General features: G+C 70.8%; 17 protein-coding genes. 13 read left to right on the forward strand and 4 right to left on the reverse strand.

The window, feature by feature from the left end; genetic code table 11:
* Positions 1-159: 159 nt before the first annotated feature.
* The 10 genes from WMF27_RS29905 (at position 160) to WMF27_RS29950 (ending at position 14,505) form a co-directional block, all read left to right on the forward strand.
* The gene (locus WMF27_RS29905; protein ID WP_437765466.1) at positions 160-1,509 is read left to right on the forward strand and encodes a glycoside hydrolase 5 family protein; all 1,350 of its coding nucleotides are present in this window, start codon (positions 160-162) and stop codon (positions 1,507-1,509) included.
* 77 nt (positions 1,510-1,586) lie between these two features.
* Positions 1,587-2,675 carry a D-xylose ABC transporter substrate-binding protein gene (gene xylF / locus WMF27_RS29910; protein WP_437765465.1) on the forward strand — a complete coding sequence of 363 codons (1,089 nt, stop codon included), beginning with the start codon at positions 1,587-1,589 and terminating at the stop codon, positions 2,673-2,675.
* Between the two features lie 374 nt (positions 2,676-3,049).
* On the forward strand, positions 3,050-5,017 hold the full coding sequence (locus WMF27_RS29915; RefSeq protein ID WP_437769986.1) for a multicopper oxidase family protein: 1,968 nt from the start codon (positions 3,050-3,052) through the stop codon (positions 5,015-5,017).
* A gap of 262 nt (positions 5,018-5,279) precedes the next feature.
* On the forward strand, positions 5,280-7,271 hold the full coding sequence (locus tag WMF27_RS29920; RefSeq protein ID WP_437765464.1) for a multicopper oxidase family protein: 1,992 nt from the start codon (positions 5,280-5,282) through the stop codon (positions 7,269-7,271).
* Positions 7,272-7,517: 246 nt separating this feature from the next.
* A complete protein-coding gene (locus tag WMF27_RS29925) occupies positions 7,518-8,633 on the forward strand; it encodes a phosphotransferase family protein (protein WP_437765463.1) in 1,116 nt (371 codons plus the stop codon).
* A complete protein-coding gene (locus WMF27_RS29930) occupies positions 8,630-9,160 on the forward strand; it encodes an adenylyl-sulfate kinase (RefSeq protein WP_437765462.1) in 531 nt (176 codons plus the stop codon). The genes WMF27_RS29925 and WMF27_RS29930 overlap by 4 nt, the downstream gene beginning before the upstream one ends.
* On the forward strand, positions 9,157-10,776 hold the full coding sequence (locus WMF27_RS29935) for a protoglobin domain-containing protein (RefSeq protein ID WP_437765461.1): 1,620 nt from the start codon (positions 9,157-9,159) through the stop codon (positions 10,774-10,776). The genes WMF27_RS29930 and WMF27_RS29935 overlap by 4 nt, the downstream gene beginning before the upstream one ends.
* Before the next feature lie 69 nt (positions 10,777-10,845).
* Positions 10,846-11,286 carry a response regulator gene (locus tag WMF27_RS29940; RefSeq protein ID WP_437765460.1) on the forward strand — a complete coding sequence of 147 codons (441 nt, stop codon included), beginning with the start codon at positions 10,846-10,848 and terminating at the stop codon, positions 11,284-11,286.
* 176 nt (positions 11,287-11,462) lie between these two features.
* Positions 11,463-12,857 (forward strand): sigma-54-dependent transcriptional regulator, encoded by a 1,395-nt coding sequence (locus tag WMF27_RS29945; protein ID WP_437765459.1) that lies wholly within the window; start codon positions 11,463-11,465, stop codon positions 12,855-12,857.
* Positions 12,858-13,119: 262 nt separating this feature from the next.
* Positions 13,120-14,505 (forward strand): IS4 family transposase, encoded by a 1,386-nt coding sequence (locus WMF27_RS29950; protein WP_437943004.1) that lies wholly within the window; start codon positions 13,120-13,122, stop codon positions 14,503-14,505.
* 76 nt (positions 14,506-14,581) lie between these two features.
* On the opposite strand, the gene WMF27_RS29955 is transcribed toward WMF27_RS29950, so the two are convergent.
* The 3 genes from WMF27_RS29955 to WMF27_RS29965 form a co-directional block, all read right to left on the reverse strand.
* Entirely contained in the window at positions 14,582-15,700 is a 1,119-nt protein-coding gene (locus tag WMF27_RS29955) for a branched-chain amino acid aminotransferase (protein WP_437765458.1), read from the reverse strand.
* Positions 15,701-15,873: 173 nt separating this feature from the next.
* Positions 15,874-16,509, reverse strand: a complete 636-nt coding sequence (locus WMF27_RS29960) for an MBL fold metallo-hydrolase (RefSeq protein WP_437765457.1) — start codon at positions 16,507-16,509, stop codon at positions 15,874-15,876.
* A 187-nt stretch (positions 16,510-16,696) separates the two neighbouring features.
* On the reverse strand, positions 16,697-17,974 hold the full coding sequence (locus WMF27_RS29965; RefSeq protein WP_437943186.1) for a hypothetical protein: 1,278 nt from the start codon (positions 17,972-17,974) through the stop codon (positions 16,697-16,699).
* A gap of 849 nt (positions 17,975-18,823) precedes the next feature.
* On the opposite strand from WMF27_RS29965, the gene WMF27_RS29970 reads away from it, so the two are divergent.
* Entirely contained in the window at positions 18,824-19,912 is a 1,089-nt protein-coding gene (locus WMF27_RS29970; RefSeq protein ID WP_437765455.1) for a serine/threonine-protein kinase, read from the forward strand.
* Between the two features lie 21 nt (positions 19,913-19,933).
* Here WMF27_RS29970 and WMF27_RS29975 read toward each other — a convergent pair whose 3' ends face one another.
* On the reverse strand, positions 19,934-21,838 hold the full coding sequence (locus WMF27_RS29975) for an amidohydrolase family protein (protein ID WP_437765454.1): 1,905 nt from the start codon (positions 21,836-21,838) through the stop codon (positions 19,934-19,936).
* 1,043 nt (positions 21,839-22,881) lie between these two features.
* Between WMF27_RS29975 and WMF27_RS29980 the strand changes: the two genes are divergently transcribed.
* Together WMF27_RS29980 and WMF27_RS29985 are read left to right on the forward strand one after the other, a co-directional pair.
* Entirely contained in the window at positions 22,882-25,029 is a 2,148-nt protein-coding gene (locus WMF27_RS29980) for a TOMM precursor leader peptide-binding protein (RefSeq protein ID WP_437765453.1), read from the forward strand.
* 11 nt (positions 25,030-25,040) lie between these two features.
* Positions 25,041-25,814, forward strand: coding sequence for a SagB/ThcOx family dehydrogenase (locus tag WMF27_RS29985; protein WP_437765452.1), 774 nt, complete (start codon positions 25,041-25,043; stop codon positions 25,812-25,814).
* Positions 25,815-25,840 lie beyond the last annotated feature (26 nt).

The raw sequence follows: 25,840 nt of genomic DNA on the forward strand, positions 1-25,840 counted from the left end.
GGCGGCGGAAGCGGCGCCACCGGCGGAAGCGACGCCACCGGCGGCGGCGGGGACGGAACCGGCGGCGGCCAGGAGCTCGACTGCGCCCAGCAACCGGAAAAGTGCTACGTCCGCGCCGAAGGTAGTAAGCTCACGCTCGACGGGAAACCGTACAGGTATATGGGCACGAACTTCTGGTCGGCTCCCTACATCAGCCGCGAGCGTCTGCGCACCGAGCTCGACATCCTCGAGGCCCACGGCGCCCTGAACCTCAGGATCATGGCGCTCAGCGAGGGCGACATCCCCGCCGCGCAGCAGAACGATCAGCAGTACGGCCCACAACGGATTTTTCCGGCATCATCCGACAAACCGTGCGCCGATGCGCAGCTCGAGGCGTTCGCCGACAGCCTGGTGACGGTGCTCGACGAGATGCACGGCCGCGGGATGAAGGCGGTGATGACCCTGAACGACTTCTGGCACTGGTCCGGCGGTATGCCCCAGTACATGAAGTGGGCTCACGAGCAGCCGGCCCTCTCCTGCGGAGAGGACTTCAGCGCGTACCAGGTCGGCCTGACCCACCCCACGACGGGCGCTGCCCTGCTCGCGGCGGACCACCACGTGCCGTTCGCCGGCTCGATCCGGTTCCAGGAGGGCACGGGCCAGGACTGCCAGGCGGTGGCGATCGGCGAGTGGGCCATCCCTCACTCGGGCACGCTCGATCCGAACACGAACCCGTGGCCCGACCAGATGGATCTCTCGTCGCTGTTCTTCTGCAACAAGAAGGCCCAGGAGTTCTACTTCAGCCGGGCCAAGGTCCTGATCGAGAAGCTCAAGGACCATCCGGGGATCATGGCGTGGCAGCTCGGGAACGAGCCGCGATCGTTCAAGGGCTGGGGCCCGCTCTTCAAGCTCTGGGTCGAGAGGAACGCGAAGTTCATCAAGGACATCGACCCGAACCACCTCGTCTCCATCGGGTCGGAGGGCGACCTGTCCTATAACTGGGGCGACTACGCCAACAGCGATTACAGGGCGTTCCACGACGTGGCCGGCATCGATTACCTCACCTTCCACGTGTGGCCCGAGAACTGGGAGTGGTACGACCCGTCGCTGCCGATGGACAGCGCCGCCGACAAGGGGCTCCTGGCCGCCATCACCAAGAGCAACGGGTACATCGACGCGCAGCTCGCGCACGCCAGGGCGCTGAACAAGCCGATCGTCGTGGAGGAGTTCGGGCTCGCCCGGGACGACAAGTCCGAGCCGGTCTCGTCGCCCGTCGCCAAGCGGAACGAGTACTACGCCACCATGTTCGACGCCGTCGTCGAGAACCCGGAGCTCGCCGGCGTCAACTTCTGGGCCTGGGCCGGGACCGGGAGGCCGTCGGACGACGGCAACGACTACTGGCTCCTCGGGAACGACTACATCGGCGATCCGCCCCATGAGCTCCAGGGGTGGTACTCGGTGTACGATGACGACACGGAAACCTTGAATCTTATCATGAGCTACGCCGACCAGCTCAACTCGACGCAGTAGCGCCGGCGGCCATAACAGAGCCCCTATCCCATTCATCTCACGCGGAGGTCACCTTGATTCGTCGCTCCACCTTTCTCATGGCGTTGTTCTCGCTCGCGTTCTCGGCCGGCTGCTCGAAGCCGGATGAAGGCGGCGCAAGCGCGAGCAAGTCCGAGGCAACAGCCGCCAAGGGTGCGGAAGCCAAGGGCCCGGAGAAGAAGAAAGACAAGATCACGATCGGCTTCTCCATGGATACCCTCAAGGAGGAGCGGTGGCAGCGCGACCGCGACCTGTTCAAGGCGAAGGCCGAGGCGCTCGGCGCCCAGGTGCTCGTGCAGTCCGCGAACAGCGACGACGCCCTCCAGAACTCGCAGGCGGAGAACCTGCTCACGCAGGGCGTCGACGTGCTCGTGGTCGTGCCCCACAACGCCAAGACGACCGCCACCATCGTCGAGTCGGCGCACAAGCAGAAAGTGCCCGTCATCGCGTACGACCGGCTCATCCTCGACTCCGACCTGGACCTCTACGTGTCCTTCGACAACGTCAAGGTGGGTGAGCTCCAGGCCGATGCCCTCGTGAAGAAGTTCCCGAAGGGGAACTACATCCTCATCGGCGGCTCCCCGACCGACAACAACGCGAAGCTCTTCCGCGAAGGGCAGATGAACATCCTGAAGCCGCTCATCGACAAGGGCGACATCAAGACGGTGGCGGACCAGTGGGCCAAGGACTGGCAGCCGGTCGAGGGGCTCAAGATCACCGAGAACGCCCTCACGAAGAACAACAACAACGTCACCGCGGTCGTCGCGTCGAACGACGGGCTCGCGGGCGCGGCGGTCCAGGCCCTCGGCGAGCAGAAGCTCGCCGGCAAGGTCGGCGTCTCGGGCCAGGACGCCGAGCTCGCCGCCTGCCAGCGGATCGCGGCCGGCACCCAGAGCATGACCGTCTACAAGCCGCTCAAGTTGCTCGCCGAGAAGGCCGCCGAGCTCGCCGTCAAGCTGGCGAAGAAGGAGCCCGTCGGCGAGAAGACGCAGACGGTCAACAACGGCAAGAAGGACGTCCCGAGCGTGCTCATCACGCCGGTCGCCGTGGACAAGGACAACCTCGCCTCGACGGTGATCGCGGACGGCTTCCACAAGGTCGAGGACGTCTACAAGGACCTCCCCAAGGACCAGTGGCCGGCCAAGTAGGCTCCTAGCGGGACATCCCAGGCCCGGCGAGCGCCCCGGCCGCCGCGAGGCGGCCAGCCGCCGGGTCGGGTCCGCCCCTCCCCCGCCTGCGCCCGTCTCGACGGCCGCGATCTTCACTGAGGCTCTTCGCCCGGAGAGCCACCGGCACGCCACATCCCCTCTCGACCACGGCCCCTGGGCCGCGCATCGTCCGAGGCAACCCCGCTCCGCACGGCTGAACGCCGCGCGTCGCCGGGGGCGTTTCGATCACGGCGATCCTCCGTGATCCAGGGGCTCCTCGAATCCGGAGCTTCCTGCGTGGACCGGAGCCGCGCGCTGGTCATGATGCTGCGCCCTCGCAGCGCCGCGCGAGGCAAGGAGACGCGATGTCCTCCATGAAGCGACGACGGCCACGGAAGCACGGTCCGGCCGAGACGGGGCTCACGGCGCTCCAGCGAGGTGGCGTGGTGAAGGCGGCCGTGGGTGTGTGTCCGGCCGTCCCGGGCTCGGCCCCGACCCTCTCCGGCGCCGCGATCCCCAGGTACACGCGCCGGTTGCTCATCCCGCAGGTCATGCCCCTGGCCACGGGGCTCGGCGCGGGCAGCGCGGGCCGCGATGCCTACGAGATCGCCGTCCGGCAGATCGAGCAGCACATCCTGCCACCCGAGCTGGGTTTGCCCCCGACGACCGTCTGGAGCTACGGCTCCGTCCATCACCCGGAGACGTTCGCCTATCCGGCGTTCACCATCGAGGCGACGTACCGCAGGCCGGTGCGCGTGAAGTGGATCAACGATCTCAGGGACCGAGCGACCGGCCGCTTCCTCCCTCATTTGCTCCCTGTCGACCCCACCCTGCACTGGGCCAACCCGCCCGGCGGGGCGCAGGGCCGCGACAGCCGGCCCGCTTTTTCTGGCGATTGCCCGCCGGGACCATACCGGGGCCCGGTGCCGATCGTCACGCACCTCCACGGGATGGCCAGGATGGGGCAGGAGAGCGACGGTTATCCCGAAGCCTGGTATCTCCCCGCGGCGACCGACATCCCCGAGGGGTACGCGGCGACCGGCACCTTCTACGACTACTACCGGCGCACGTCGCCGCTCGGCGACCTGTGGGAGCCGGGCGCGGCGGTGTTCCAGTACCCGAACGAACAGCGGGCCGCGACGCTCTGGTACCACGACCACGCGCTCGGCATTACCCGGCTCAATGTCTACGCGGGGCCGGCCGGCTTCTACCTGCTCCGCGGCGGGCCGGACGATCTGCCGCGGGGCGTCCTGCCCGGACCAGCCCCGCGACCGGGAGACCGCCCAGGAGCGAGGGTGTACGAGATCCCGCTCTTGATCCAGGACCGCTCCTTCAACGACGACGGGTCGCTCTTCTATCCAGCGTCGCGCGGGCTCGCCCGCGAGCTCGCGGACGTGTACATCCCGAAGGGCGATATCCCGCCGATCTGGGTCCCGGAGTTCTTCGGCGACGTCATCGTCGTCAACGGCCGGCCGTGGCCCTATCTCGAGGTCGAGCAGCGGCGGTACCGCTTCCGTATCCTGAACGGCAGCGCCTCGCGGTTCTTGATCCTGAAGATGGATAACGGCCTCCCGTTCTGGCAGATCGGCTCGGACGGCGGATTCCTCCCTTCCCCTGTGGAGCGCGGAACCCTCCTGCTCGCTCCGGCCGAGCGCGCGGACGTGATCGTGGATTTCAGCGGCGTCCGCGCCGGCGCCGAGCTCGTCCTCCTCAACCTCGGTCCGGACGCGCCGTTCACCGGCGGCCCGCAGACCGCCGCCGATCCGGCGACGACAGGGCAGGTGATGCAGTTCCGCGTCGTGCCGGCGACGGGCGCGGACTCGAGCACGCCCCCGCACCGGCTCGAGCTGCCGCGGCTCGCGCCCCTCGGAGATGCGGCGCTCGTGCGCCAGGTGTCCCTGAACGACCTGAGCTCCGCGCTCCGGCCCGACGCCGGCCTGAGCGTGGCCGCGCTGGGCACGCTGGAGCCTCCTCCGGGCTCCCGCGCGGCGAGGCCACTCTTCTGGCACGATCCCATCACCGAGAACCCGGCCCTGGGATCGACCGAGGTGTGGGAGATCTACAACTTCACCGTCGACGCGCACCCCATCCACGTCCACGAGGTCCACTTCGCGATCGTCGATCGCCAGCCGTTCGACGGCGCCCCGCGCCCGCCGGAGGCCGGGGAGGAGGGCCGCAAGGACACCGTCGTCGCGCTGCCGTTCGAGATCACGCGCATCAAGATGGTGTTCGAGAGCCCTGGCCGGTTCGTGTGGCACTGCCACATCCTCGAGCATGAAGACAACGAGATGATGCGGCCTTACCAGATCGGCTCGACGCCGGACGACATCCCGGGGCGGTAGCCGCGCCGCGCGCCCAGCCGATCCACACTCCGTCTCAAGAACAAGCGAGGACGCGAGCCGCGCGCACGGCTCGTCGCCCGGGACGGGCCCGGATCCATGCCGATACGCGTGCCTCGCGCGAGGGCTGGTGATTCCGGAGCATCTGTCATGATCATGCGCGACGACAAATCCGGAGCTTCCTGGATTGCTCGAATCCCTTCGCCCGTCATGATGCCCCGCGCTCCTGGCGCGGGCTGTGATCCAGGGAGATGAGGTGTCCTCCATGAAACGACGAGAGCTCCTGAAACATGGTTTGGCCGCGACAGGCGGGCTCCTGGTGTTCCGGCGCGGCGTTCTGGCGAGGGCGTCTGTCGACGCGTGTACGTTCCTCCCGCCCGAGGAACCGACCCTCGCCGGCACCGTCGTCGCCCAGTACCAGTACCGCCGCCCGCTGCTCGTGCCGCCCGTCATGCCCAAGGCGAACAGGCGCCACGACGCCGGCGCCCGATTCGACTACTACGAGATCGCCGTCCGGCAGTTCGAGCAGCAGGTCCTGCCACCCGAGCTGGGCTTGCCCCTGACGAAGGTGTGGGGATATGGAGCGGTGGGCCACCCAGAGACGTTCAGCTATCCCGCGTTCACCATCGAGGCGACATGGCGAAGGCCGGTGCGCGTGAAGTGGATCAACGATCTCAAGGACCCCGCGACCGGCTGCTTCCTCCCTCACCTGCTCCCGGTCGACCCCACCCTCCACTGGGCCAACCCGCCTGGCGGCGAGGAAGGCCGCGACAGCCGGCCCACGTTCCCTGGCGATTGCCCGCCGGGGCCCTACGAGGGCCCGGTGCCGATCGTCACGCACCTCCATGGGATGGCCGGGGTGGCGCAGGAGAGCGACGGCTACCCGGAAGCCTGGTTCCTCCCCGCGGCGAGCAATATCCCCGAGGGATATGCGGAGACCGGCACCTTCTACGACCATTACCAGGGCACGTCGCCGCTCGGGGATCTGTGGGAGCGTGGCGCGGCCGTGTTCGAGTACCCGAACGACCAGCGGGCAGCGACGCTCTGGTACCACGACCACACGCTCGGCATCACCCGGCTCAACGTCTACGCGGGGCCGGCCGGCTTCTACCTGCTCCGCGGCGGCCCAGGCGATCTCCCGCCCGGCGTGCTCCCCGGCTCGGCTCCGCGGCCGGGCCACCACCATGGATGCGGGCCGTACGAGATCCCGATCGTGATCCAGGACCGCTCCTTCAACGACGACGGGTCGCTCTTCTACCCGAAGACACGCGGGCTCCCTCCCGAGCTCGCGAACCTGTACGTCCCGAATGGCCCCTTCCCGCCGATCTGGGTCCCGGAGTTCTTCGGCGATGTCATCGTCGTCAACGGCCGGCCGTGGCCTTACCTCGAGGTCGAGCAGCGGCGTTACCGCTTCCGCATCCTGAACGGCAGCGACTCGCGGTTCTTGATCCTGAAGATGGATGACGGTCGCTCGTTCTGGCAGATAGGCTCGGACAGCGGGTTCCTCCCCCGCCCGGTGGAGCGAGCTACCCTGTTGCTCGCCCCGGCCGAGCGCGCGGACGTGATCGTGGATTTCAGCGATGTCCGCGCGGGCACCGAGATCATCCTTCTCAACCTCGGTCCGGACGTGCCCTTCAACGGCGGCGTGCAGCCCCCGGCCGACCCGGCGACGACAGGACAGGTGATGCAGTTCCGCGTCGTGCGGGCGACGAGCAGGGACACGAGCACGCCCCCTTCTCGGCTCAGGCTGCCGCGGTTCGAGCCGCTCGGAGACGAGGACGCGGTGCGGCGGGTGTCCCTCAACGAGCTGAGCCTCGCGAGCGTCCCCGAGGCCGGCCCGCTCGCGGTCGTGCTGGGCACGTTCTCGCCGCCGGGCTCCAACACGCCGAAGGCGCTCTTCTGGGACGATCCCATCACGGAGAACCCGGCCCCTGGATCGACCGAGATCTGGGAGATCTACAACTTCACCATGGATGCGCACCCGATCCACATCCATGAGGTCCTGTTCCAGGTCGTCGAACGCCAGCCGTTCGCCACCCCGCCGCTCCCGCAGCCCCCGCCGCGTCCGCCCGAGGCGGGCGAGGAGGGCTTCAAGGACACCGTCGTCGCGCTGCCGCTCGAGATCACGCGCATCAAAGCGAAGTTCGAGAAGCCTGGCCGGTTCGTGTGGCACTGCCACATCCTCGAGCATGAGGACAACGAGATGATGCGGCCTTACCAGATCGGCGACCCGCCGCCCGGGATCCCGACCCGCTGATCCCGCCCCGCCTCACGCTGCGCGACGTCGCGCGGCCCAGCGCACGCCTCGCGCGGCGGCGCAGGTCCTGCGAGCGTCCGGCCCGGTCCCGGTGCCGTGCCCGCGCTCATCAGCCCGCCGAAGGCCCCGCGAGATTCAGGATCCGACCGCTCCCCGAGGTGCTGCTCGAGCAGGCTCGTCAGCCATGCGGTCTGCTTCTTGCTGCGCGCATGGTCACGCGAGCACGTCGCGACATCCGAGGAGACCATGAGCGCCCCGTCGGTCCTGCCTGAATCCGATCCCGCACGCCCGGTCCGTCAGCTCATCGATGCAGCGTTTCCTGATGCGCGCGTCGAGGAGATCACCACCCTCGGACCCGACAGCCGCTCGGGCCACGACCAGACCGAGAAGGCCGCCGGCTACGGCGTACCCCGCCGGATCACGGCGGTGAGGCCCGATGGCTCAAGGCAGAAGCTGGTCCTGCACACGTCGACCGCGGACGCGTTCGGCCACGACAGGCGGGCGGATCGCGCGGCGGAGGCGCTGCTCGCCTTCGACACCTTCGGGTCGATCCCGGCGCACGTCGAGGTCGTGGACGTCGGCTCGCTGACGCGCGACGGTCGCTTCCTGTCCCTGCGGGATGCGGGCGAGTTCTATCTCCTGACCACGTACGCGGAGGGAGACGTCTACGCCGCGGATCTGCGCCGGATCGCGAAGGAGCGGCGCGCGGACCCCGAGGATTTCGCGCGCTGCGAGGCGCTCGCCAGGTACCTCATCGCCCTCCACGGCGCGAAGGGCGCGCAGCCGGGCAGCTACCGCCGCGCGGTGCGCGATCTCGTGGGCCACGGTGAAGGCATCTTCGGCATCATCGACGGCTATCCGGACGACGTGCCCGGCGCGCCGCCCGAGCGGCTCCAGGCGATCGAGCGGCGCTGCGTGGCGTGGCGATGGAAGCTCCGCGGCCGGGATCATCGGCTGGCCCGCACGCACGGCGATTTCCACCCGTTCAACATCGTGTTCGACGAGGCGTCGCGGCTCACGCTGCTCGACACGAGCCGCGGATCCCAGGGCGATCCCGCCGACGACGTCACCTGCCTCGCCATCAATTACATCTTCTTCGCGCTGGACGCGCCTGGTGCGTGGGAGGGCGGCTTCCGCGCGCTGTGGCGGCGGCTCTGGGAGGTCTACCTCGGCTGGAGCGGCTCCGCGGGGCTGCTCGACGTGGCCGCGCCGTTCCTCGCGTGGCGCGCGCTCGTGCTGGCCAACCCCGGGTGGTACCCCGCGGTCACGGCGCGGGCGAGGGACGCGCTGCTCTCCTTCGTGGAGCGCGCCCTCGACGCCCCGCGCTTCGATCCGGACGACGCCGAGAAGCTCTTCACGTGAGCGGCGGGGTCGTCTGGATCACGGGGCTCCCGTCGTCGGGCAAATCCACGCTGGCCGCGCGGGCGCACCGGGCGCTTGTCGGCGAGGGGCGGGCGAGCTGCCTCCTCGACGGGGACGAGGTGCGCGACGCCCTGGTCCCGCGGCCCGGCTACGACCCGCGCGCTCGCGACGATTTCTACGAGACGCTCGCGCGCCTCGCGGCGCTGCTCGCGCGCCAGGGGCCGATCGTGATCGTGGCGGCGACGGCGCACCGCCGCGCCTACCGGGAGCGCGCCCGCGCGCTGGCGCCCGGGTTCATCGAGGTCTACGTGGACGTCGCGCCGGCGACCTGCAGGGAGCGCGACCCGAAGGGGCTCTACCACGCGGCCGGCGCCGGGGAGATCGGCGCGCTCCCGGGCGCGGGCGCCGACTACGAGGCGCCGCTCGCGCCGGAGCTCGTCGCGCGCGGCGGCGAGGACGAGGCGGCGCTCGCGGCGCTCCTCGAGCGCGCGAGATCCTGGTCCGCGTCGGCGGGGACAGGGCCGTGATAGACACGGTCCTCGTGCCCGCGCAGGAGACGCTCTTCGACGAGATCAAGCGGTACGTCCGCTTCAGCGAGCAGGACGAGCGCTGGCTCGCCGCGCTCCGCGCGCACGCGGAGCCGCACTTCCCCCGCATCGCCGACGAGTTCTACGATCGCATCCGCGAGCACGAGGGCGCGCACGACGTCTTCACCGGCGAGGAGCAGGTGGAGCGGCTCAAGCGATCGCTCGTCCGCTGGATGACGCGCATCTGCACGGGGCCCTACGACGCCGCGTACTTCGACGAGAGCGCGAAGATCGGGCGGATCCACGTCCGGGTGGGCCTCCCCCAGCGGTACATGTTCACGGCGATGACGCTCATCCGGCTCGCGTTCCACGAGATCGCCGACGGCGCGATCGGCGCGGAGGCGATCCCGGTCAAGGCGGCGGTGAACAAGGTGCTCGATCTCGAGCTCGCCATCATGCTCGAGACGTACCGCGACGACTTCCTCGCGCGCGCGCAGCGCGCCGAGCGCCTGGATCGCGAGGAGGTCGGCCGCACGCTCGCGCGCACGGAGCACCGGTACAAGAGCGCCGTCGAGCTGGCCCGCGTCCTCGTCGTGGGCCTCGACGCGCAGGCGATCGTGCGGCTCTTCAACCGGGAAGCCGAGCGGATCACGGGGCTCGCGCGCGAGGACGTGCTCGGGGTGCCGTTCGTCGAGGCGCTCCTCCCCGAGGAGATCCGCGCGGATCACGGCGCGCTCGTGGCGGACGTCGCCGCGGGCCGCCGCCCCAGCGTCGATCTGCTGGAGAGCATCGTGCGCACGCGCGCCGGCAAGATCCGCGATCTGCGCTGGCAGCTCGCGTACGCCCCTTCCGCGGCCGACGACGAGGTGGTGCTGTTCGCGATCGGGCAGGACACGACCGACGAGAACGCGCTCGCCGCGCGCGTGCGCCAGAGCGAGAAGCTCGCCGCGGTGGGGACCCTCGCGGCCGGCCTCGCGCACGAGATCAGGAACCCGCTGAACGGCGCGCAGCTCCACGTGACCTTCCTCGAGCGGGGGCTCGCGCGCGCCGGCCTGAAGGACCCGGACACGCTGGAGGCGATCCAGGTCGTCCGCGACGAGATCCGCCGCCTCTCGGAGCTCGTCAGCGAGTTCCTGGACTTCGCCCGGCCGAAGCCGCTGCACCTCCGGCCGACGCCCGTCGTCCCGCTCTGCGAGCGCGCGGCGCGCGTCGCGGCGTCGTCGGACGGCGCCGGCGCGCAGGCCGCGGTGAAGGTCGACTTGCCCTCGACCGACATCGTGCTCGACCTCGATCCCGCGAAGATCGAGCAGGTCCTGCTGAACCTGCTCCGCAACGCGATCGAGGCGGTGGACGCGGCCGGAGGCGGCACGGTCACCCTCCGCGCGCGGCGGCAGCCGCGCCACGCCGTCGTCGAGGTGGAGGACGACGGCCCCGGGATCGCGAGCCCGGACGCGCCGATCTTCGATCCGTTCTTCTCGACGAAGCCGAACGGCACCGGGCTCGGGCTGGCGATCGCGCACCGCATCGTCACCGATCACGAGGGGACCATCGAGTTCCAGAGCCGCCCGGGGAAGACGCTGTTCCGCGTGACGCTCCCGCTGCGCCGCTCCGGCTGACCTCCGCCGCTCTCCCCGGGGCGCGCGCGCAGCTCCAGGGCTGGCACGCAACTTGGTAGAGATCCCGGCGTGGAACCGCGCAGCACCGAACAGCCGCTGATCCTGCTCGTGGACGACGACGTGCAGACCGCTCGCCTCCTCGAGCGCCTGCTCGAGGAGGACGGCTTCCGCGTGGAGCTGGCCACCAACGGCGCGCTCGCCATCGCGCGGCTGGCCCGCAGTCCGATCCCGGACATCCTGGTGACCGATTTCCGGATGCCCCACGCCGATGGGATCGCGGTCGCGCGCTACGCGAGATCGCTCCGGCCGGATCTCCCGCTGTTCTTCTTCACCGGGTACCCCGACCTCGTAGCGCGCCTCGGGCGAGGGCTGGATCCCGCGGCGGTTGTACACACGAAGCCGATCGACTACATCGCCCTGAGCGACGAGCTCCGCGCCACCGTGGACGCGGCGCTCGCCGACGCCTCGCGCGCCACGCGGCCGAGCTCCCCCTTCCCTCCCCCGGCCTGAGCAGGCGGGGCGCCAGGCCCGGCGAACGGCTTGCGCCCGCGTGCAACGGCTGCGGCGCCCGTCGCCTGCCCCGGCGCGGCCCCCCCCCGCCGGCGCCCTCGAGCCGCGCGCGGCCGCGCCGCCACCGAACGAGTTCCGCAGCGCCTCGCGGACACGGTATGTTCGGAAGGAACGATATGAACGCTGAGAAGAGGCAGAGCTCGAGGGTGCTCGTCGTGGACGACGAGGCGAGCGCGCGCTCGGGGCTGGAGAAGCTCTTGCGCCAGGAGGGTTATACCGTCGACGCGGCGGCGGACGGCGTCGAGGCGGTCGAGGTCGCGGCGGAGCGGCCGCCGGACGTCGTCGTCACGGATCTGAAGATGCCGAGGATGGATGGGGTGGCGCTGCTCGGGAAGCTGCGCGAGCAGGATCCGGCGCTGCCGGTGATCGTCGTCACCGCGTTCGGGGACGTGAGCTCGGCGGTGCTGGCGATGCGGGCGGGGGCCGAGGATTACCTGACGAAGCCGGTCGACTTCGACGCGCTCCTCCTCACGCTGGAGCGCGCCCTCGAGCGGAGCGCGCTCCGGGTCGAGGCGGAGAACCTCCGCCGGCAGCTGCGAGAGCGCCAGGGCGAGGGCGTGGAGGGGCTCATCGGGACGAGCCCGGCGATGCAGAGGGTCTACCGGATGGCACGGCAGGTGGCCGGCGCGCGGGCGACGGTGCTCATCACCGGCGAGAGCGGCACGGGCAAGGGCGAGCTCGCGCGCGCGATCCACGCGAAGGGCCCGCGCGCCAAAGGGCCCTTCGTGACCCTGCACTGCGCGGCGCTCGCGGAGTCCCTGCTCGAGAGCGAGCTGTTCGGCCACGAGCGCGGCGCGTTCACCGGCGCCGACAAGCGGCGCATCGGGCGGTTCGAGCAGGCGCACGGCGGGACGCTCTTCCTCGACGAGGTCGGCGAGATCGCCCCCTCGACGCAGGTGAAGCTGCTCCGCGTCCTCCAGGAGAGGACGTTCGAGCGCGTCGGCGGGAACGACGCCGTGACCATCGACGTGCGGCTCATCGCGGCGACGAACCGCGATCTCGCGGCGGCGGTGCAGGAGGGCCACTTCCGGGAGGACCTCTACTACCGGCTCAACGTCGTCCACATCGACATGCCGCCGCTGCGCATCCGCGACACCGACGTGCTGCTCCTGGCGAATCACTTCCTGCGCCGGTTCGCGGCGGAGAACCACCGCAAGATCGAGGGGTTCACCGACGAGGCCCGGGCGAAGCTCATCGCGCACCGGTGGCCGGGGAACGTGCGGGAGCTCGAGAACGCGATCGAGCGGGCGGTCGTCCTGTGCGACGACACGCGCATCGACGCGGAGCACCTCCCCATCGACGCGGCGCCGGTCGCCAAGGGGGCCCTGCGGATCCCGGGCGCCACCATGGCGGAGATCGAGCGCTATGCCATCCTGTCGACGCTCGAGGCGACGAACGGCTCGACGACGCGCGCGGCCGAGCTCCTGGACATCAGCATACGCACCATCCAGTACCGCCTGCACGAATATGGCCTGACGGCGAAGTCCAAGCGCCCGCCGGCGGCGGAGTAGCGCGGCCTCCGCCCACCTCTGCACCATGCAGAGCAGAGCGGACGGTCACCCTCTGCACCATGCAGAGCAGAGCGGACGGTCACCCTCTGCACCATGCAGAGCAGAGCGGACGGTCACCCTCTGCACCATGCAGAGCAGAGCGGACGGTCACCCGCACAGGAGACGGGCCCAGATCGGCGTTTTCGGCGCGCAAGCGCACGCCGGTCTCAGGATCCTACACATCTCGCTTGATGTGTACTGGGCGACGTGATCAAAGCTGCGGATGGGTTCACCTGCAGCAGAGCACGCAGCGGCACTCGCCGAGGAGATGAGCGACGCGCACTTCGGCGATGCGCGGCTTTCGAAGCGCCAGAGCAAGCTGGTGCAGAAGCTGGCGCAGGCGCCGGACAAGAGCTTCCCCTCGCTCTTGTCCGACAGCGAGCTGGAGGCGGCGTACCGTTTCTTCGGCAACGACGCCGTCACGCCCGCGGCGATTCTGGCTCCGCATGTGCGCGCCACCCTCGCGCGCATGGAGGCCGAGCCGGTCGTGCTCGCCATCCATGACACCACGACCCTCTCCTTCCGCTCCGACGGCCAGCGGCAGGGGCTCGGACGGCTGCGCTCCTCGGGGCAGACGTTCTTCGCCCACTTCACGCTGGCGGTCAGCGGCGATGGAACGCGCCGCCCGCTCGGCGTGCTCGATCTGAGCACGCACGTGCGCGACGACGGCACGACGGACAACGAGCACGACCGCTGGGGAGAGCAGGTGGAGCGAGTCGCGGCCCTGGGCGCTGCTCCGCACGATGTGGTGCACGTCATGGACCGCGAAGGAGACGACTACGGCCTGTTCGCGCAGCTGTTGAGCGCACGGCATCGGTTCGTGATTCGGCTCGCGCACAATCGCCTCGTCGAGGCTGACGCCCTCGGAGAGGAGGCCAAGCTCGAGCAGGCGCTCGCGCATGTTCAAGCGGTGGCCGTACGCGAGGTAGAGCTTTCGCCGCGGCCGGCGGGCAATCGCAGCCCTCAACAGAAACGGCTGCATCCTCCGCGCGCAGGACGCTTGGCCAAGCTCGCTCTTGGAAGCACGCGCGTGACCCTGCGGCGACCGAGATCCCAGCCGCGCGAGCTGCCTGCGACGCTCTCGCTCCAGGTCGTACGCGTCTGGGAGCTCGAGCCGCCGCCGGGCGAAGCGCCGGTCGAGTGGGTGCTGCTCACGAGCGAGCCGGTCGAGTCCGTCGAGCAGCTGACGCAGCTGGTCGACTGGTACCGGGCGCGCTGGATGGTGGAGGAGTTCTTCAAGGCCCTGAAGACCGGATGCGCCTACGAGAAGCGCCAGATCGAGGACCTGCACGGCTTGCGCAACGTGCTGGCGCTCTTCGCGCCCATCGCCTGGCAGCTATTGCTGCTGCGCAGCGAGGCTCGGCGCGCTCCGGAGCAGCCCGCGACCGCCGTGCTCACGCCCACCCAGCTCGAGGTGCTGCGGGTCTTCGCGCGCAAGCCCCTGCCCGAGAACGCCACGGCCCGCGATGCCTTCCTGGCAATCGCCGGGCTCGGCGGACACCTGCGGCGAAACGGCGAGCCCGGCTGGCAGACCCTGGGCCGTGGTTACGAGCAGCTCCTCACCCTCGTCCAGGGCTGGAGCGCCGCGAGGGAGGTGGGGGAAATATGATCAATCCTGAGACGCCGGTGCGCTGAGCACCGAAAACGCCGAGGTGGGCCCGTATCCGAAGCGGGTGACCGTCCGCTCAGACCACGTCGTGCATCCAGCCGTGGCGATCGGGCGCGAGGCCGTGCTGGATGTCGAGCAGCGCCTCGCGGAAGCGCGCCGCCACGGGGCCCGTCTCGTTGTCGTGGATGGAGAAGGTCCCCTCGCGGGACTTCACGGCGCCGATGGGCGTGATGACCGCGGCCGTCCCGCACGCGAACGCCTCGGTCATGCGGCCCTCGCGCACCGCCGCGCGCCACTCGTCGAAGGTGACCCTGCGCTCCTCCGCGGCATAGCCGAAATCCCGGGCGAGCTGGAGGATGCTGTCGCGGGTGATGCCCGGCAGGAGCGTGCCTGTCAGCTCGGGGGTCACGATCACGGGGCGCCCCCGCTCCTCGTAGACGAAGAAGATGTTCATTCCCCCCATCTCCTCGACGACGCTGCGCTGGACGGCATCGAGCCAGACCACCTGCGCGCAGCCCTCGGCCGCGGCGTTCATCTGCGCGAGCAGGCTCGCGGCGTAGTTGCCCGCAAACTTGGCCGCGCCCGTGCCGCCCGGCGCCGCCCGGACGAAATCCTCCGAGATCCAGACCGTCACCGGCTTGACGCCCTGAGGGAAATACGCGGCTGCAGGCGACGCGATCACCAGGAAATCGTAGTCGCGCGACGCCCTCACCCCGAGCGCCACCTCGGTGGCGAACATCAACGGTCGGATATACAGGCTCTCGCCCACGGGCGAGGGGACCCAGGCGCGATCCAGGCGGATCAGGGCGTCGACCGCGTCGACGAACAGATCAACCGGCATCTCCGGCATCGCCAGCCGGCGGGCAGAGCTATTGAAGCGGCGCGCGTTCGCCTCCGGCCGGAACGTCTTGATGCGCCCGTCCGGCTGCCGATAGGCCTTGAAGCCCTCGAAGATCGCCTGACCGTAATGCAGCACCATCGCCGCAGGATCGAGCGTGATCGGCGCGTACGGCCGGATCTGCCCCCGGAGCCAGCCCCTGTCCGCCGCGTACGGGATCACGACCATGTGCTCCGTGAACACGCGCCCGAAGCCAGGGTTCTGCATGCGCTGCGCGCGCTCCGCGTCCCCGAGGGGATGCGGCGTGGCTAGGATCTCGAGATCGACCTTCGTGGCAGGCGCGCTTTCGGTGCTCATCGTGCTCGACTTCCGCGGCGGACAGCGGTCGACCCGGCTCGAGTGGGCCGACGCGCGTCATCGTCGCACGGCATTTTTCGAAAGAATCCTGGCAGGATGCAAGCACTTTCTCGCGAGAAAGCACCGCGGCGACGCGTACGAGCGGGCGCGCGAGCGAGCGTGCGAGCGGCGCGTCACGACCGCAAAAAGGGATTTCTGTCGCGCTCCTCGCCGATCGTCGTGGAAGGGCCGTGTCCGGTAACGACCCGGGTCGACGGATCGAGCGTGAGCAGCTTGCCCCGGATAGATGAGACGATCGCCCGCGAGTCGCCGCCCCACAGATCGGTCCGGCCGATGCTGCGCCGGAACAGGGTGTCCCCCGTGAACGCGACGGCGCCCGCCTCCGCGAGCACCAGGAACGAGACGCTGCCCGGCGTGTGCCCCGGCGTGTGGAGCACGTGCAGATCGAGCCCGCCCGCCTTCACGACCGCGCCGTCGTTCAGGTCGCCGTCGACCTCGCACCGCTCCGGCAGCGCAATGCCGAGCATCGCCGCCTGTACGGGGAGCATGTCGTAGAGGAAGCGGTCGGCCTCGTGGATGCGGGCCGCGGCGCCGGACCAGCGCTGGAGTGGCGCCGTGGCGCCGACGTGATCGATATGCGTGTGCGTGTGCACGATGGCCGCGACCTTCGCGCCGGCCTGCTCGACGCGCGCGCGGATCTTGTCGAAATCGCCCCCGGGGTCGATGACCACGGCGCCCTTGCTCACGGGGTCGACGAGGATCGAGCAGTTGCACCCCAGCGGACCTACGGAGAACGTCTCGAGCAGCACAGGGCGAGCTTGTAGCACGCGGAGCCCCGACCTCCACGCGCGGCATCGTCGGCGAGGCGGCGCCGCGAGCGCCGGTCGACTACCGCCGACCACCGCCCGGAGCGCGCGGCGCTGCGGCGCTGAAGGACGCGCGGAGACCTCGGCTCCTCGCGTGCTCGATCCCGGGCGCGCTGGCCGCCCGCGACCGCTACTTCGGGGCGCTCACGATGGTGCCGTTCATGCCGAGTCCGTTGGTCCAGTAGACGCGGGTCGCGTCGAGGGCGATGCCGTACGGCGACGGCTCGCCGGCCGCCACGGCCCCGATGATGCCGTTCGGCAGCATCCTCATGACGTTCGGCGACGTGGGGTCCGCCCAGTAAACGCCCGTCGCGTCGGCGGCGATGCCCCTCGGGTTCCCCTGCCCGCGCGCGATCACCGTGGGCTCTCCGCCGGTCTTGGCCACGCGCACCACGTTGCCGGTCCTGCTGGTCGTCCAGTAGACGTGCGTCGCATCGACGGCGATCTCGCGCACCTGGCCTTGATCGACCGCCAGCGTGGTGAACGGGCCTTCGCCCGTGGAGTCCTTGGGCGCGGACATCACCATGCCGCGCTCGTCGCGCACGGTCCAGTAGACGTGCGTCTCGTCGACCGCGAGGGAGTGGGTCGTCCCGCCCCTGTCCGAGATGACGGTGAACGGCCCGTTGCCGTCCGAGTCCTTCCGCGCGCGGACCACGGAGCCGCCGCGCTCGCGGTTCGTCCAGTAAACGAACACCTCGTCGATCGCCACGCCGAACGGCGCGGCCTGCCCTGCGGCGATCGCCACCGGCGCCTCCTGGCCGCCGACCCGCGCCCTCATCACCTGGCCGTCGTTCTCGCCGGCCACGCCCTGGTTGGCCCAGAAGACGTGGGTGGCGTCGGCCTTGATATCGGCCGGCTGGACCTGCGCGGTGGCGATGTTGATCGCGACGGCTTCGCCCTGCGTCCACTGCCTGACCACGCCCTGCTCCCCGTTGGTCCAGAACACGATGCCGTTGGCGACAGCGAGGTACAGCGGATCCCGCTGGCCCGAGATGTGGATCGACGTGCGGACGCACGTGCCGTCGCGGCAGGTGCCATCGCAGTCGACGGGGCAGGTGCCGCAATGGAGGGCGTCGTTCGTCACGTTGACCTCACAGCCGTTCTCGGCATCCGCGTCGCAATCGACGTAAACGTCCCCGCAGACCGGCGGCTCGTCGATGATGGGCCCCACGCCCCCGCTACCGCCGCTCCCCGCGGTCGCTCCTCCCACGCCCGGCTCGCCCCCGGTGCCCTGGCCGCCCACGCCCGCCGCGCCCCCATCGCCCGGCGCGCCGCCCTCGCCTCCTCCCGCGGAAGCCGTGCTCCCCGGACCGGACCCGCCGGCAACGAAGAGGTTCGACGCATCAGGCGTGGAGCAAGCTGCTACGGCGAGTCCGGAAACGAGCCCGAGGAGAACGGTGCGACGCATTGTGCTGTGCATGGAAACCTCCACTCATACAGGCTACACGAGCCTGTCGAAAAAACGCATCTGTGAACTTGATGTGGTTTCAAACCTAATTCGTCCGCGCACGACCGGGCACGCCTCGTGCGGATCCGGAGGAGGAGGAGGACGCCGATGCCGCGGGCGAGGGCGCTCGCGGCAGGACAGCGGGCTCGGCGCGGGCGCGCTGGTTCGGCCGCCCGGCGCGGGCGCGCGCGGCCCGAGCTCCGGCAATGTCGCTGGATCTACCGACAAGTGGTCGCGCTCCGCCGGCGACGGGCGAGCGCCGCCCAGCGCGCAACGGGCTCTCGCCACGTCGGGGCCGGGCGCGACTCCGCACCTCGCGCGGCCGGCGCTCCCCGCCGCGCGGCCGTGAGGCACACGCGATGAGGGGTCTCCGCACGCCCCGGCCGGAGACACGATGAGGCCGCGCCATCAGCGCAGGAGACGGCGCGGCCCGGCGACTCACGATCACGGCGGAGCGGTGGAATCTCGAGAGAGCGCGCGCGGCCGCGGCGGTGGGTGCGATCTCCCGAAGGCCGCTCGGGAGGCCTGGCTCACGCGCGCTTCGTGAGCTCCAGCCTCAGCGAGCGCCGCCCGCCCGCTCCCTCGCGAGCGCCTCGCCCCCGCGCCCAGCCGGGAAGATGGCGCTGGGCGCGCAGGGGCGCTACCCTCCGGACGCCGCGTGTGTGAGCGCATGATGTCATCCAGGGTGAATCCGCTGTTCCGCCGCGTGGCGCGCGGTCACGGGGGAGCGCGCGGCGCGGCTGTGCGTGCCCTGCGCTGCGGCCTCCTCGACGACGCCGCGCGCGGGGCTCGGCCTGGAGGCGCGAACGCATGAGCGAGTCCGTGTTCATCGCGGGAGGCCAGGCGAGCTCCGCGGCGCGTGAGCGCGCGATGACGTTCGTCGGGCGCACGCTCGTCCACCGCTATCGCCTCGAGGAGCTCGTCGCGATGGGCGGCATCGCCGCCGTCTTCAGGGCAAAGAAGCTCGCGACCGGCGAGGACGTGGCCGTCAAGGTGCTCCACCCGGACGCCGAGGAGCTGCCGGAGCTCATCGAGCGCTTCGAGCGCGAGGCGCTCGCCGGTCGCCACATCTTCCACCCGAACGTCGCGGCGGTCTACGAGATCAACCAGCTCGACGACGGCGCGTGGTTCATGGTGATGGAGTTCATCCGCGGCATCACGCTGCGGAAGCTCATCGACCAGGGCCCCGTCCCGCCGCTCCGCGCGGCGAACATCGCGCGCCAGCTCGCGAGCGCGCTCAACGCGGCGCACGACTTCGGGATCGTGCACAGGGACGTGAAGCCGCTCAACGTCATGGTCCTCGACGGGCCGGAGGAGCGCGTCCTGCTCATCGACTTTGGCCTCGCCAAGGTGCCGATCGAGCAGTTCTCCATCACCGACGACGACTCGCGCCGCTCGCTGACGAACGCTGGCGTGCTGCTCGGCACGGTGGCGTACATGGCGCCCGAGGCGGCGCTCGGCATGCGCTCCGTCGACCGGCGGGCCGACCTCTACGCGCTCGGGGTCATCCTCTACGAGATGCTCGCGGGCAAGCACCCCTTCACGGCGGTCGAGCCGTCGGCGCTGTTCGCGCAGCACCGGTCGGCCGTGCCGCCGCCGATCGCCGAGCGCTCCCCCGGCGTCGTCGTCCCGCCCGCGCTGGAGGCGATCGTGATGCGCCTGCTCGCCAAGGACCCGGACGACCGCTTCCCCCACGCGCGCGCCGTGCTCGTGGCGCTCGACGCCGCCGTCCAGAAGATGAGCGCGCCCGAGAGCGGCATCGCCCTCGCCGCCCCGTCCAGCCTCCGGGCCGCGGCCAGCTTCATCGAGCGGCGGACGTCGCGGGCCGTGATCGCCGGCGCTGGCATCGTGTTCTTCGCGATCGGGAGCGTGATCGCCTGGCTGATCGCGTCGCGCTGAGCGCGCGGCGTCGTCGCGCGCTCAGCGGCGCCCGGCCGGCTCGCAGGTCCCCACAGGGAGCCCTGCGAGCGCGGTGTGATCCGCGCACCGCTCGCCGCCCGGGCACGGCGCGGCGCGCTCACCGCGCGGATCGCAGAGCGCTCTGCAGGTGTTCGAGGGGTCGCAGATGCTGCCGGGCGCGCACGCAAACGACGCGTCGCACGGCTGCCCGTCCGAGCCCGCGCCCGCGTTCCAGCACGACGTCGAGCCGTTGCCCCAGAACACGCAGGCGGCGCCGTTGTCGCAGTCCTGCGCGAAGAGATCGCAGCCGTCGCCGTCGATGCAGGCCCCCCTCGTGAACGAGCCGCCATCGACGAAACACGCGCTCCCCGGCGCGCAGTCCGAGGCGGCGCTGCAGGTCGCGGCGCAGACCAGGGCCGGGTTGCACGACTGCGCGGGCGCGCACTCCGACGCGGCGAGGCACGTCTCGCCGGGGCCGGCGCCCGTCCTGGGCTCCCGCGCGAGGCTCGTCTTGCGCGGCAACGCGAGCGCCTCGCGATCGAGGAGGACGCCCGACTTGTAGACGCGCGACACGCGCTCGAGCGCGCGGACGTCGGCGAGCGGATCGCCGTCGACCACGAGCACGTCCGCGAGCGCCCCTCGCTCGAGGCGCCCGAGATCGGGCCGCCCGAGCACGTCCGCGGCGCGGCGCGTGGCGGCGGCGAGCGCATCGAGGGGCGGCATCCCGGCCTCGACGAGGAGCGCGACCTCGCGGCGCAGGCTCAGCCCGTGAAAGACGCCCGGGTTGCCGGCGTCGGTGCCGGCGGCGATCGTGACCCCGGCCTGGTAGCAGGTGACGAAGTTCGCGATCGCCTGGTCGCGCCGCCGCTCCGCGAGCTCCAGGAAATGCGCCGTCCTGAGCTCCGCGAGCAAGGAGGGATCGCGCAGGGCCGCGATCACGCCGACCGGCACGTCGTCGACGAGGGCGGGGTCGTCGAGCTCGGTCAGCGCTCCGTGGGCCGTGCGGTACAGGCCATCCGCCACCACGAGCGTGGGGACGACGGCGGCCCCGGCGGCGGCCATCCTCCGCGCGAGCTCTGGTGAGATTCGGTCCTCGTCCGGGACGTGCGCGAAGAGCGTCACGCCGCCGTCGAGCGCGGCCTCGATGTCCGAGGCCGCCGTCGCGTGGGCGATCACCCGGACGCCCGCGGCCGCGGCGGCCTCCTGGATCGCCGCCACGGACGGGCGCGTCAGGCGCGGGAGCGGCAGCGATCCGCCCCCCTCGAGCACGATCTTGATGAAATCGGGCGCCCTCGGGAGGAGCGCCTCGAAGGCCCCATCGACGTCGGCGGGCGAGTCGATGAAGACGCAGGTGTCGCCGGGCGGGCTGCCTTGATAGCAGGGGTGCCCTCCGGTCGGCGTGAGCAGCGGCCCGGCGGCGAAGAGCTGCGGCGCGAGGAGGTCGCCGGCGTCGATGCGCGATCGCTGCTCGAAGATGACGCGCTGGGATGAGCCGAGGTCGAGGTACGAGGTCACGCCCGCCCGGAGCATCGCCTTCGTGTGGTCCTCGAGGTGGAGGTCGCCGTCATCATAAGCATAGGGCCCGGCGACGCTCAGCGAGTGGACGTGGAGATCGATGAGCCCGGGGAGGACCGTCTTGCCAGCGACGTCCACGACCTCGCCGCTCCCGGCCTCGACGCGGGGCTCGGCGTCGCCGAAGACGACCTGCTTCACCCTGTCGCCCTCGATCACCACCGTTGCCCTGGCCGCGCGCGTGCCGTCGAACACCATGCCTCCCTTCAGCACGGTGCAGCCCGCACACCCCACCTCGGTCGCGCTGGGCGTCGAGGGGCTCTCCGCGACGCCGCAGCCTACGAGCCACGTTGACGCGGCGACGAACCACAAAGCGAGGCGACCCATCGCCAAGCCGAGCGAAGTACGACGCATGACACTCCATTATCGATGGGCGCCTCTGGCACCCGAGAAGAGGCGGACCGGGTACCGGAGGCAGCGACGAAAAGCAATCGAATGAGGCGGCGTGCACAGAGCCGTGCACGCGCGCCCGCAGCGTGCCGCGTTATCCAGGATTGTCCGCGCCGAGGAGAGCGGCGCGAGCGAGGCGCTCCGCCCCCGACGCCCCCTCGGCTCTCCGGCCGAGCGGGAGACCGCGCCGGATCGCAGGCGAGCTTGACAAATAGGCCTATCTCGGAGGCGCCGCTGTTCGAGCCCACGGAGGGAGCACAGGAAGGAGCTCTCGATGTTGTTCCGGCCTTCTCTGCTGCTCCGGCGGCGATCCTGGCCACCCGGGAGAGCCGCCGGTGTGGGCGAGCGAGAGAAAGGAGCTCGCGGACAACCCCTTTGGCGGCGGCATCTCTCGCGCTGTCCACAGTTCGGGGCGCCCTGGAATGATAGGGAGTCCAACCGAACTTCCGTCGCCCGGCGACGAGCCACCGTATTGACGAAGACCCTTTGCGTGCCTCACCTACTCGTGGGAGGCTCTGCGATGAGTGATTCGAAAATCGAAAACAATTCTCCGAAGGATCTGGAAGTGACCGTGAAGGAGCTGCGCAACGCCATCAACGATTTGTCGGCCAGGCTGGACGACATGGCAACAGCGACTCCGGCCAGCTACCACTGCGGCTGCGGCGGCTGCGGCCACTGCGGCGGCTGCGGCTGCGGCGGGTGCAGGTGCGGCGGGTGCAGGTGCGGCGGGTGCAGGTGCCGCTGTAGCTAGCCCTGAGGCCGTCGAGGCCGAGCGATAGAGCTCTGGAGGGAGACGAGGAGCGCGAGAGTTCGAGAAAGGCAACTTCCCGTCTTCCCCGGCTCACCACGACCGCGCGACGTCGCGCGGTCGTGGTGAGCTTGCGAGCTTCTTCTCTCCTTTGCTTGTCGGAGCGCCGCTCCCCGAGCACCAGAACTGAACCTCTTTACCGAAAGTGCAGGACGGCCGCTCGTCGAAGCGCCGCCCTGCGCTTTCCTGGAGATCTCGCGTGGCCACCCAACTGCCCAGCTCAGCGATCACCGCGCCCTCGCCCGAGGGGACCGCCCCGCCTGCGTCGGCGGAAGCGCGCGAGGAGCTCGCGCGATCACGCGTCCTCGTCGTCGGGCTCGAACCGTGGGGCGCCGTCGCGGCCACCGAGCTCGCGTGTCTGGGCGTCGGCGCGCTCCACGTCCTCGACGACAGGGAGGTCACGGCCGACGATCTCGGCCCCTTCGCCGAGGCGGATCTCGGAAAGGATCGAGCGCGCTCGCTCTCCGCGGCGCTGTCGCGGCTCGCCCCCGGCTGCGCGGTCACGCCCGGGACGCTGCTCGCCGCCGCGGATCGTCCGATCGTCCAGGAGGACACCAGCTGGGACCTGATCCTCGCCTGCGTCTCCGGCGATGATCTGCTCGTCCTTCAGGGCGTCGCCCGCTTCGCCCACGCGGCGTCCGTCCTGTCGCTCAGCGCGCACCTCGAGGGGCTCGACGCGGTGATCGGACCGGCCGTCGTGCCGGGCGAGACCGCGTGCTGGGACTGCTGCCGCCTGCGGAGGCTCGCGGTGAGCACGCAGGGAGAGGCGGATCACGCGCTCCACGCGTCGCTCCTCGCCGCGCGCCCGGAGCGCCGCGCGCGCACCTACCTCGCGCCGATGCCGGCGTTCCTGGGCCACGCCGTCGCGCTCGCGGCGCTCGATCTGCTGGTGAACCGCGCCGCGTCGCGGCTCGCGGGCCGCTTCATCGTCCAGAACCTGGTCGACCCGGAGGCGTCGCTCCACACCGTCTTGCAGATGCCCTGGTGCCGGGTCTGCGGCGGCGCCGCCGAGACCCTCCGCACCGGAAGCGCACGTCGGGGATCGAGCGCCCACCTACGCGACGCACCCGACCCCGCGGCGCTCCGGCGGATGCTCGCCGGCGTCGTCGACGCGCGGGCGGGCATCGTCCACCGCCTCGCGCTGGACGCGACGAGCCCGGCGCTCGCCCCCGAAGCGTGCGTCACGGCCACCGCGTTCCTCGGCGACTACACCGACGGCTCGCCGCACGCCCACCGCTCGAGCGAGCCGCAGGTCGGCACCGGGAAGGGCGTCACGGCCGTCGAGGCCCTGATCAGGGCGACCGGTGAGGCCGTCGAGCGTTACTCCGCCGAGCTCGTCGACCGAAAGGAGCTCCTTCGCTCCTCGGTCGCCGGGATGAAGGGCGACTTCATCGCTCCCGAGCGCCTCTGTCTCTACAGCGAGGAGCAGTACGCGACGCCCGGGTTCCGCTACGCGCGGGTCGATCCGGCCGCGCCCATCGACTGGGCCCTCGGGCGCTGGATGGACACGGGCGCGCCCGTGTATGTGCCGGCGCTCCCGACCTACTACGGCTACTGCGCAGGACACGACGCGCACTTCTGCCAGGTGACCTCGAACGGGCTCGCGGCGGGCGCGACGCTCGAGGGCGCGGCGATGGGGGCCGCGCTCGAGCTCATCGAGCGCGACGCCTTCATGATCTCGTGGCTCGCTCGCCGGCCCGGGCGGCGGATCTTGCCTGATGACTCGCTCGACCCCGAGCTGCACGAGATCGCCCGGCAGCTCGAGGAGCGCGGCGCCCGGATCGAGCTGTATCTCCTCGACGCGGGCGTCTCGGTCCCCGTGGTGATGTGCGTGGGTTACGGCGACGGCAAGCGCTGGCCCGGCGCGGTGGTCTCGATCTCCGCCCACCTGAGCCCCCTCGACGCGATCAGGAAAGCGATCCTGGAGCAAGGCCAGATAGGCAATTACGTCTTCCGCCTGATGACGGGCGAGGCGCTCGTCATCCCGGAGCGTCCGGAGGACGTGCTCACGCTCGAGGATCACGCGATCTACTACCTCCCCGCGAGCCGCGCCGCGGCCTTCGCCTTCCTCCGCGAAGGGGGCACGGTCACCGCCGCCGAGCTCGAGGAGCCCGAGGAGGCGTCGCTGTCCGAGCTGACCCGGCGCGTGCAGGCCGCGGGGCTGCGCATCGCGATCGTGGACGTGACGTCGCCCGACCTCGCGGCGACCCCATTCCGTGTCGCCCGGGCCCTCGGGCCCGATTTCCAGCAGATCCATTTCGGCCACCAGCTCGCTCAGCTCGGTAATCCGCGCCTCCGCGCGATGACCCCCCACGGCATCAACCCTGACCCTCACCCGATGGCCTGAGAGAGGACACCATGGCAAGGAGCAAAGAGGCGGACATTGCGCGGCTCTATCATCTCCAGTCCTCCCACGTGAGGTCGCGACCGCTGGAGCCGCCGTTCGACGGGGATCTCCAGCCGCTCAACTTCCGCACCTACGTCGGCGCGGCGCGCACGCCGCTGCCCGGGCGCGATTTCGCGATCGACGCCCCGCTCGGCGCGGTGATGGAGCAGCGGCGGTCGCAGCGCGAATTCTCCCTCAGGCCGATGTCCATCGAGGCGCTCGGGCGGCTCCTCCACGCGAGCTACGGCGTCCGTGGCACGCGCAACGTCGAAGGGGCGTGGACCTGCGATCGCCCGGCGCCCTCGGCCGGCGGCCGGTATCCGCTCGAGATCTACGTCGCGACGCAGGCCGTCGAGGGGGTCCCGGACGGCCTGTACCACTACGACCCCCGCGCGCACGAGCTCGAGCTCCGCCGGGAAGGCCTCGCGCACGCCGCGCTCGTGGATCTCACGGTGGGTCAGGACATGATCCTGAACACCAATGTCGTGGTCATCATCACGGCGGTGCCGTTCCGCACGATGTGGAAATACGGCCAGCGCGGATATCGCTTCCTGTGGCTGGACGCAGGGCACCTGGGCCAGAACCTCTATCTCGTCGCGACGGCCATGGGCCTCGGCCCGGTGGCGATCGGCGGATTTTACGACGAGGAGCTCAAGGCCTTCCTGGCGCTGCCGGCCGAGGAAGACACCCTGTACATCGTCTGCGTCGGTCAGCCCGCGCCGGCCGGGGTCCGGAACGGGCCTTAGCGTGCCTGAACCAGAAGCGTCGGAGA

Origin of the sequence: Sorangium sp. So ce281 (assembly GCF_051527395.1) — a bacterium.
GTDB classification, from domain to species: domain Bacteria; phylum Myxococcota_A; class Polyangia; order Polyangiales; family Polyangiaceae; genus Sorangium; species Sorangium cellulosum_B.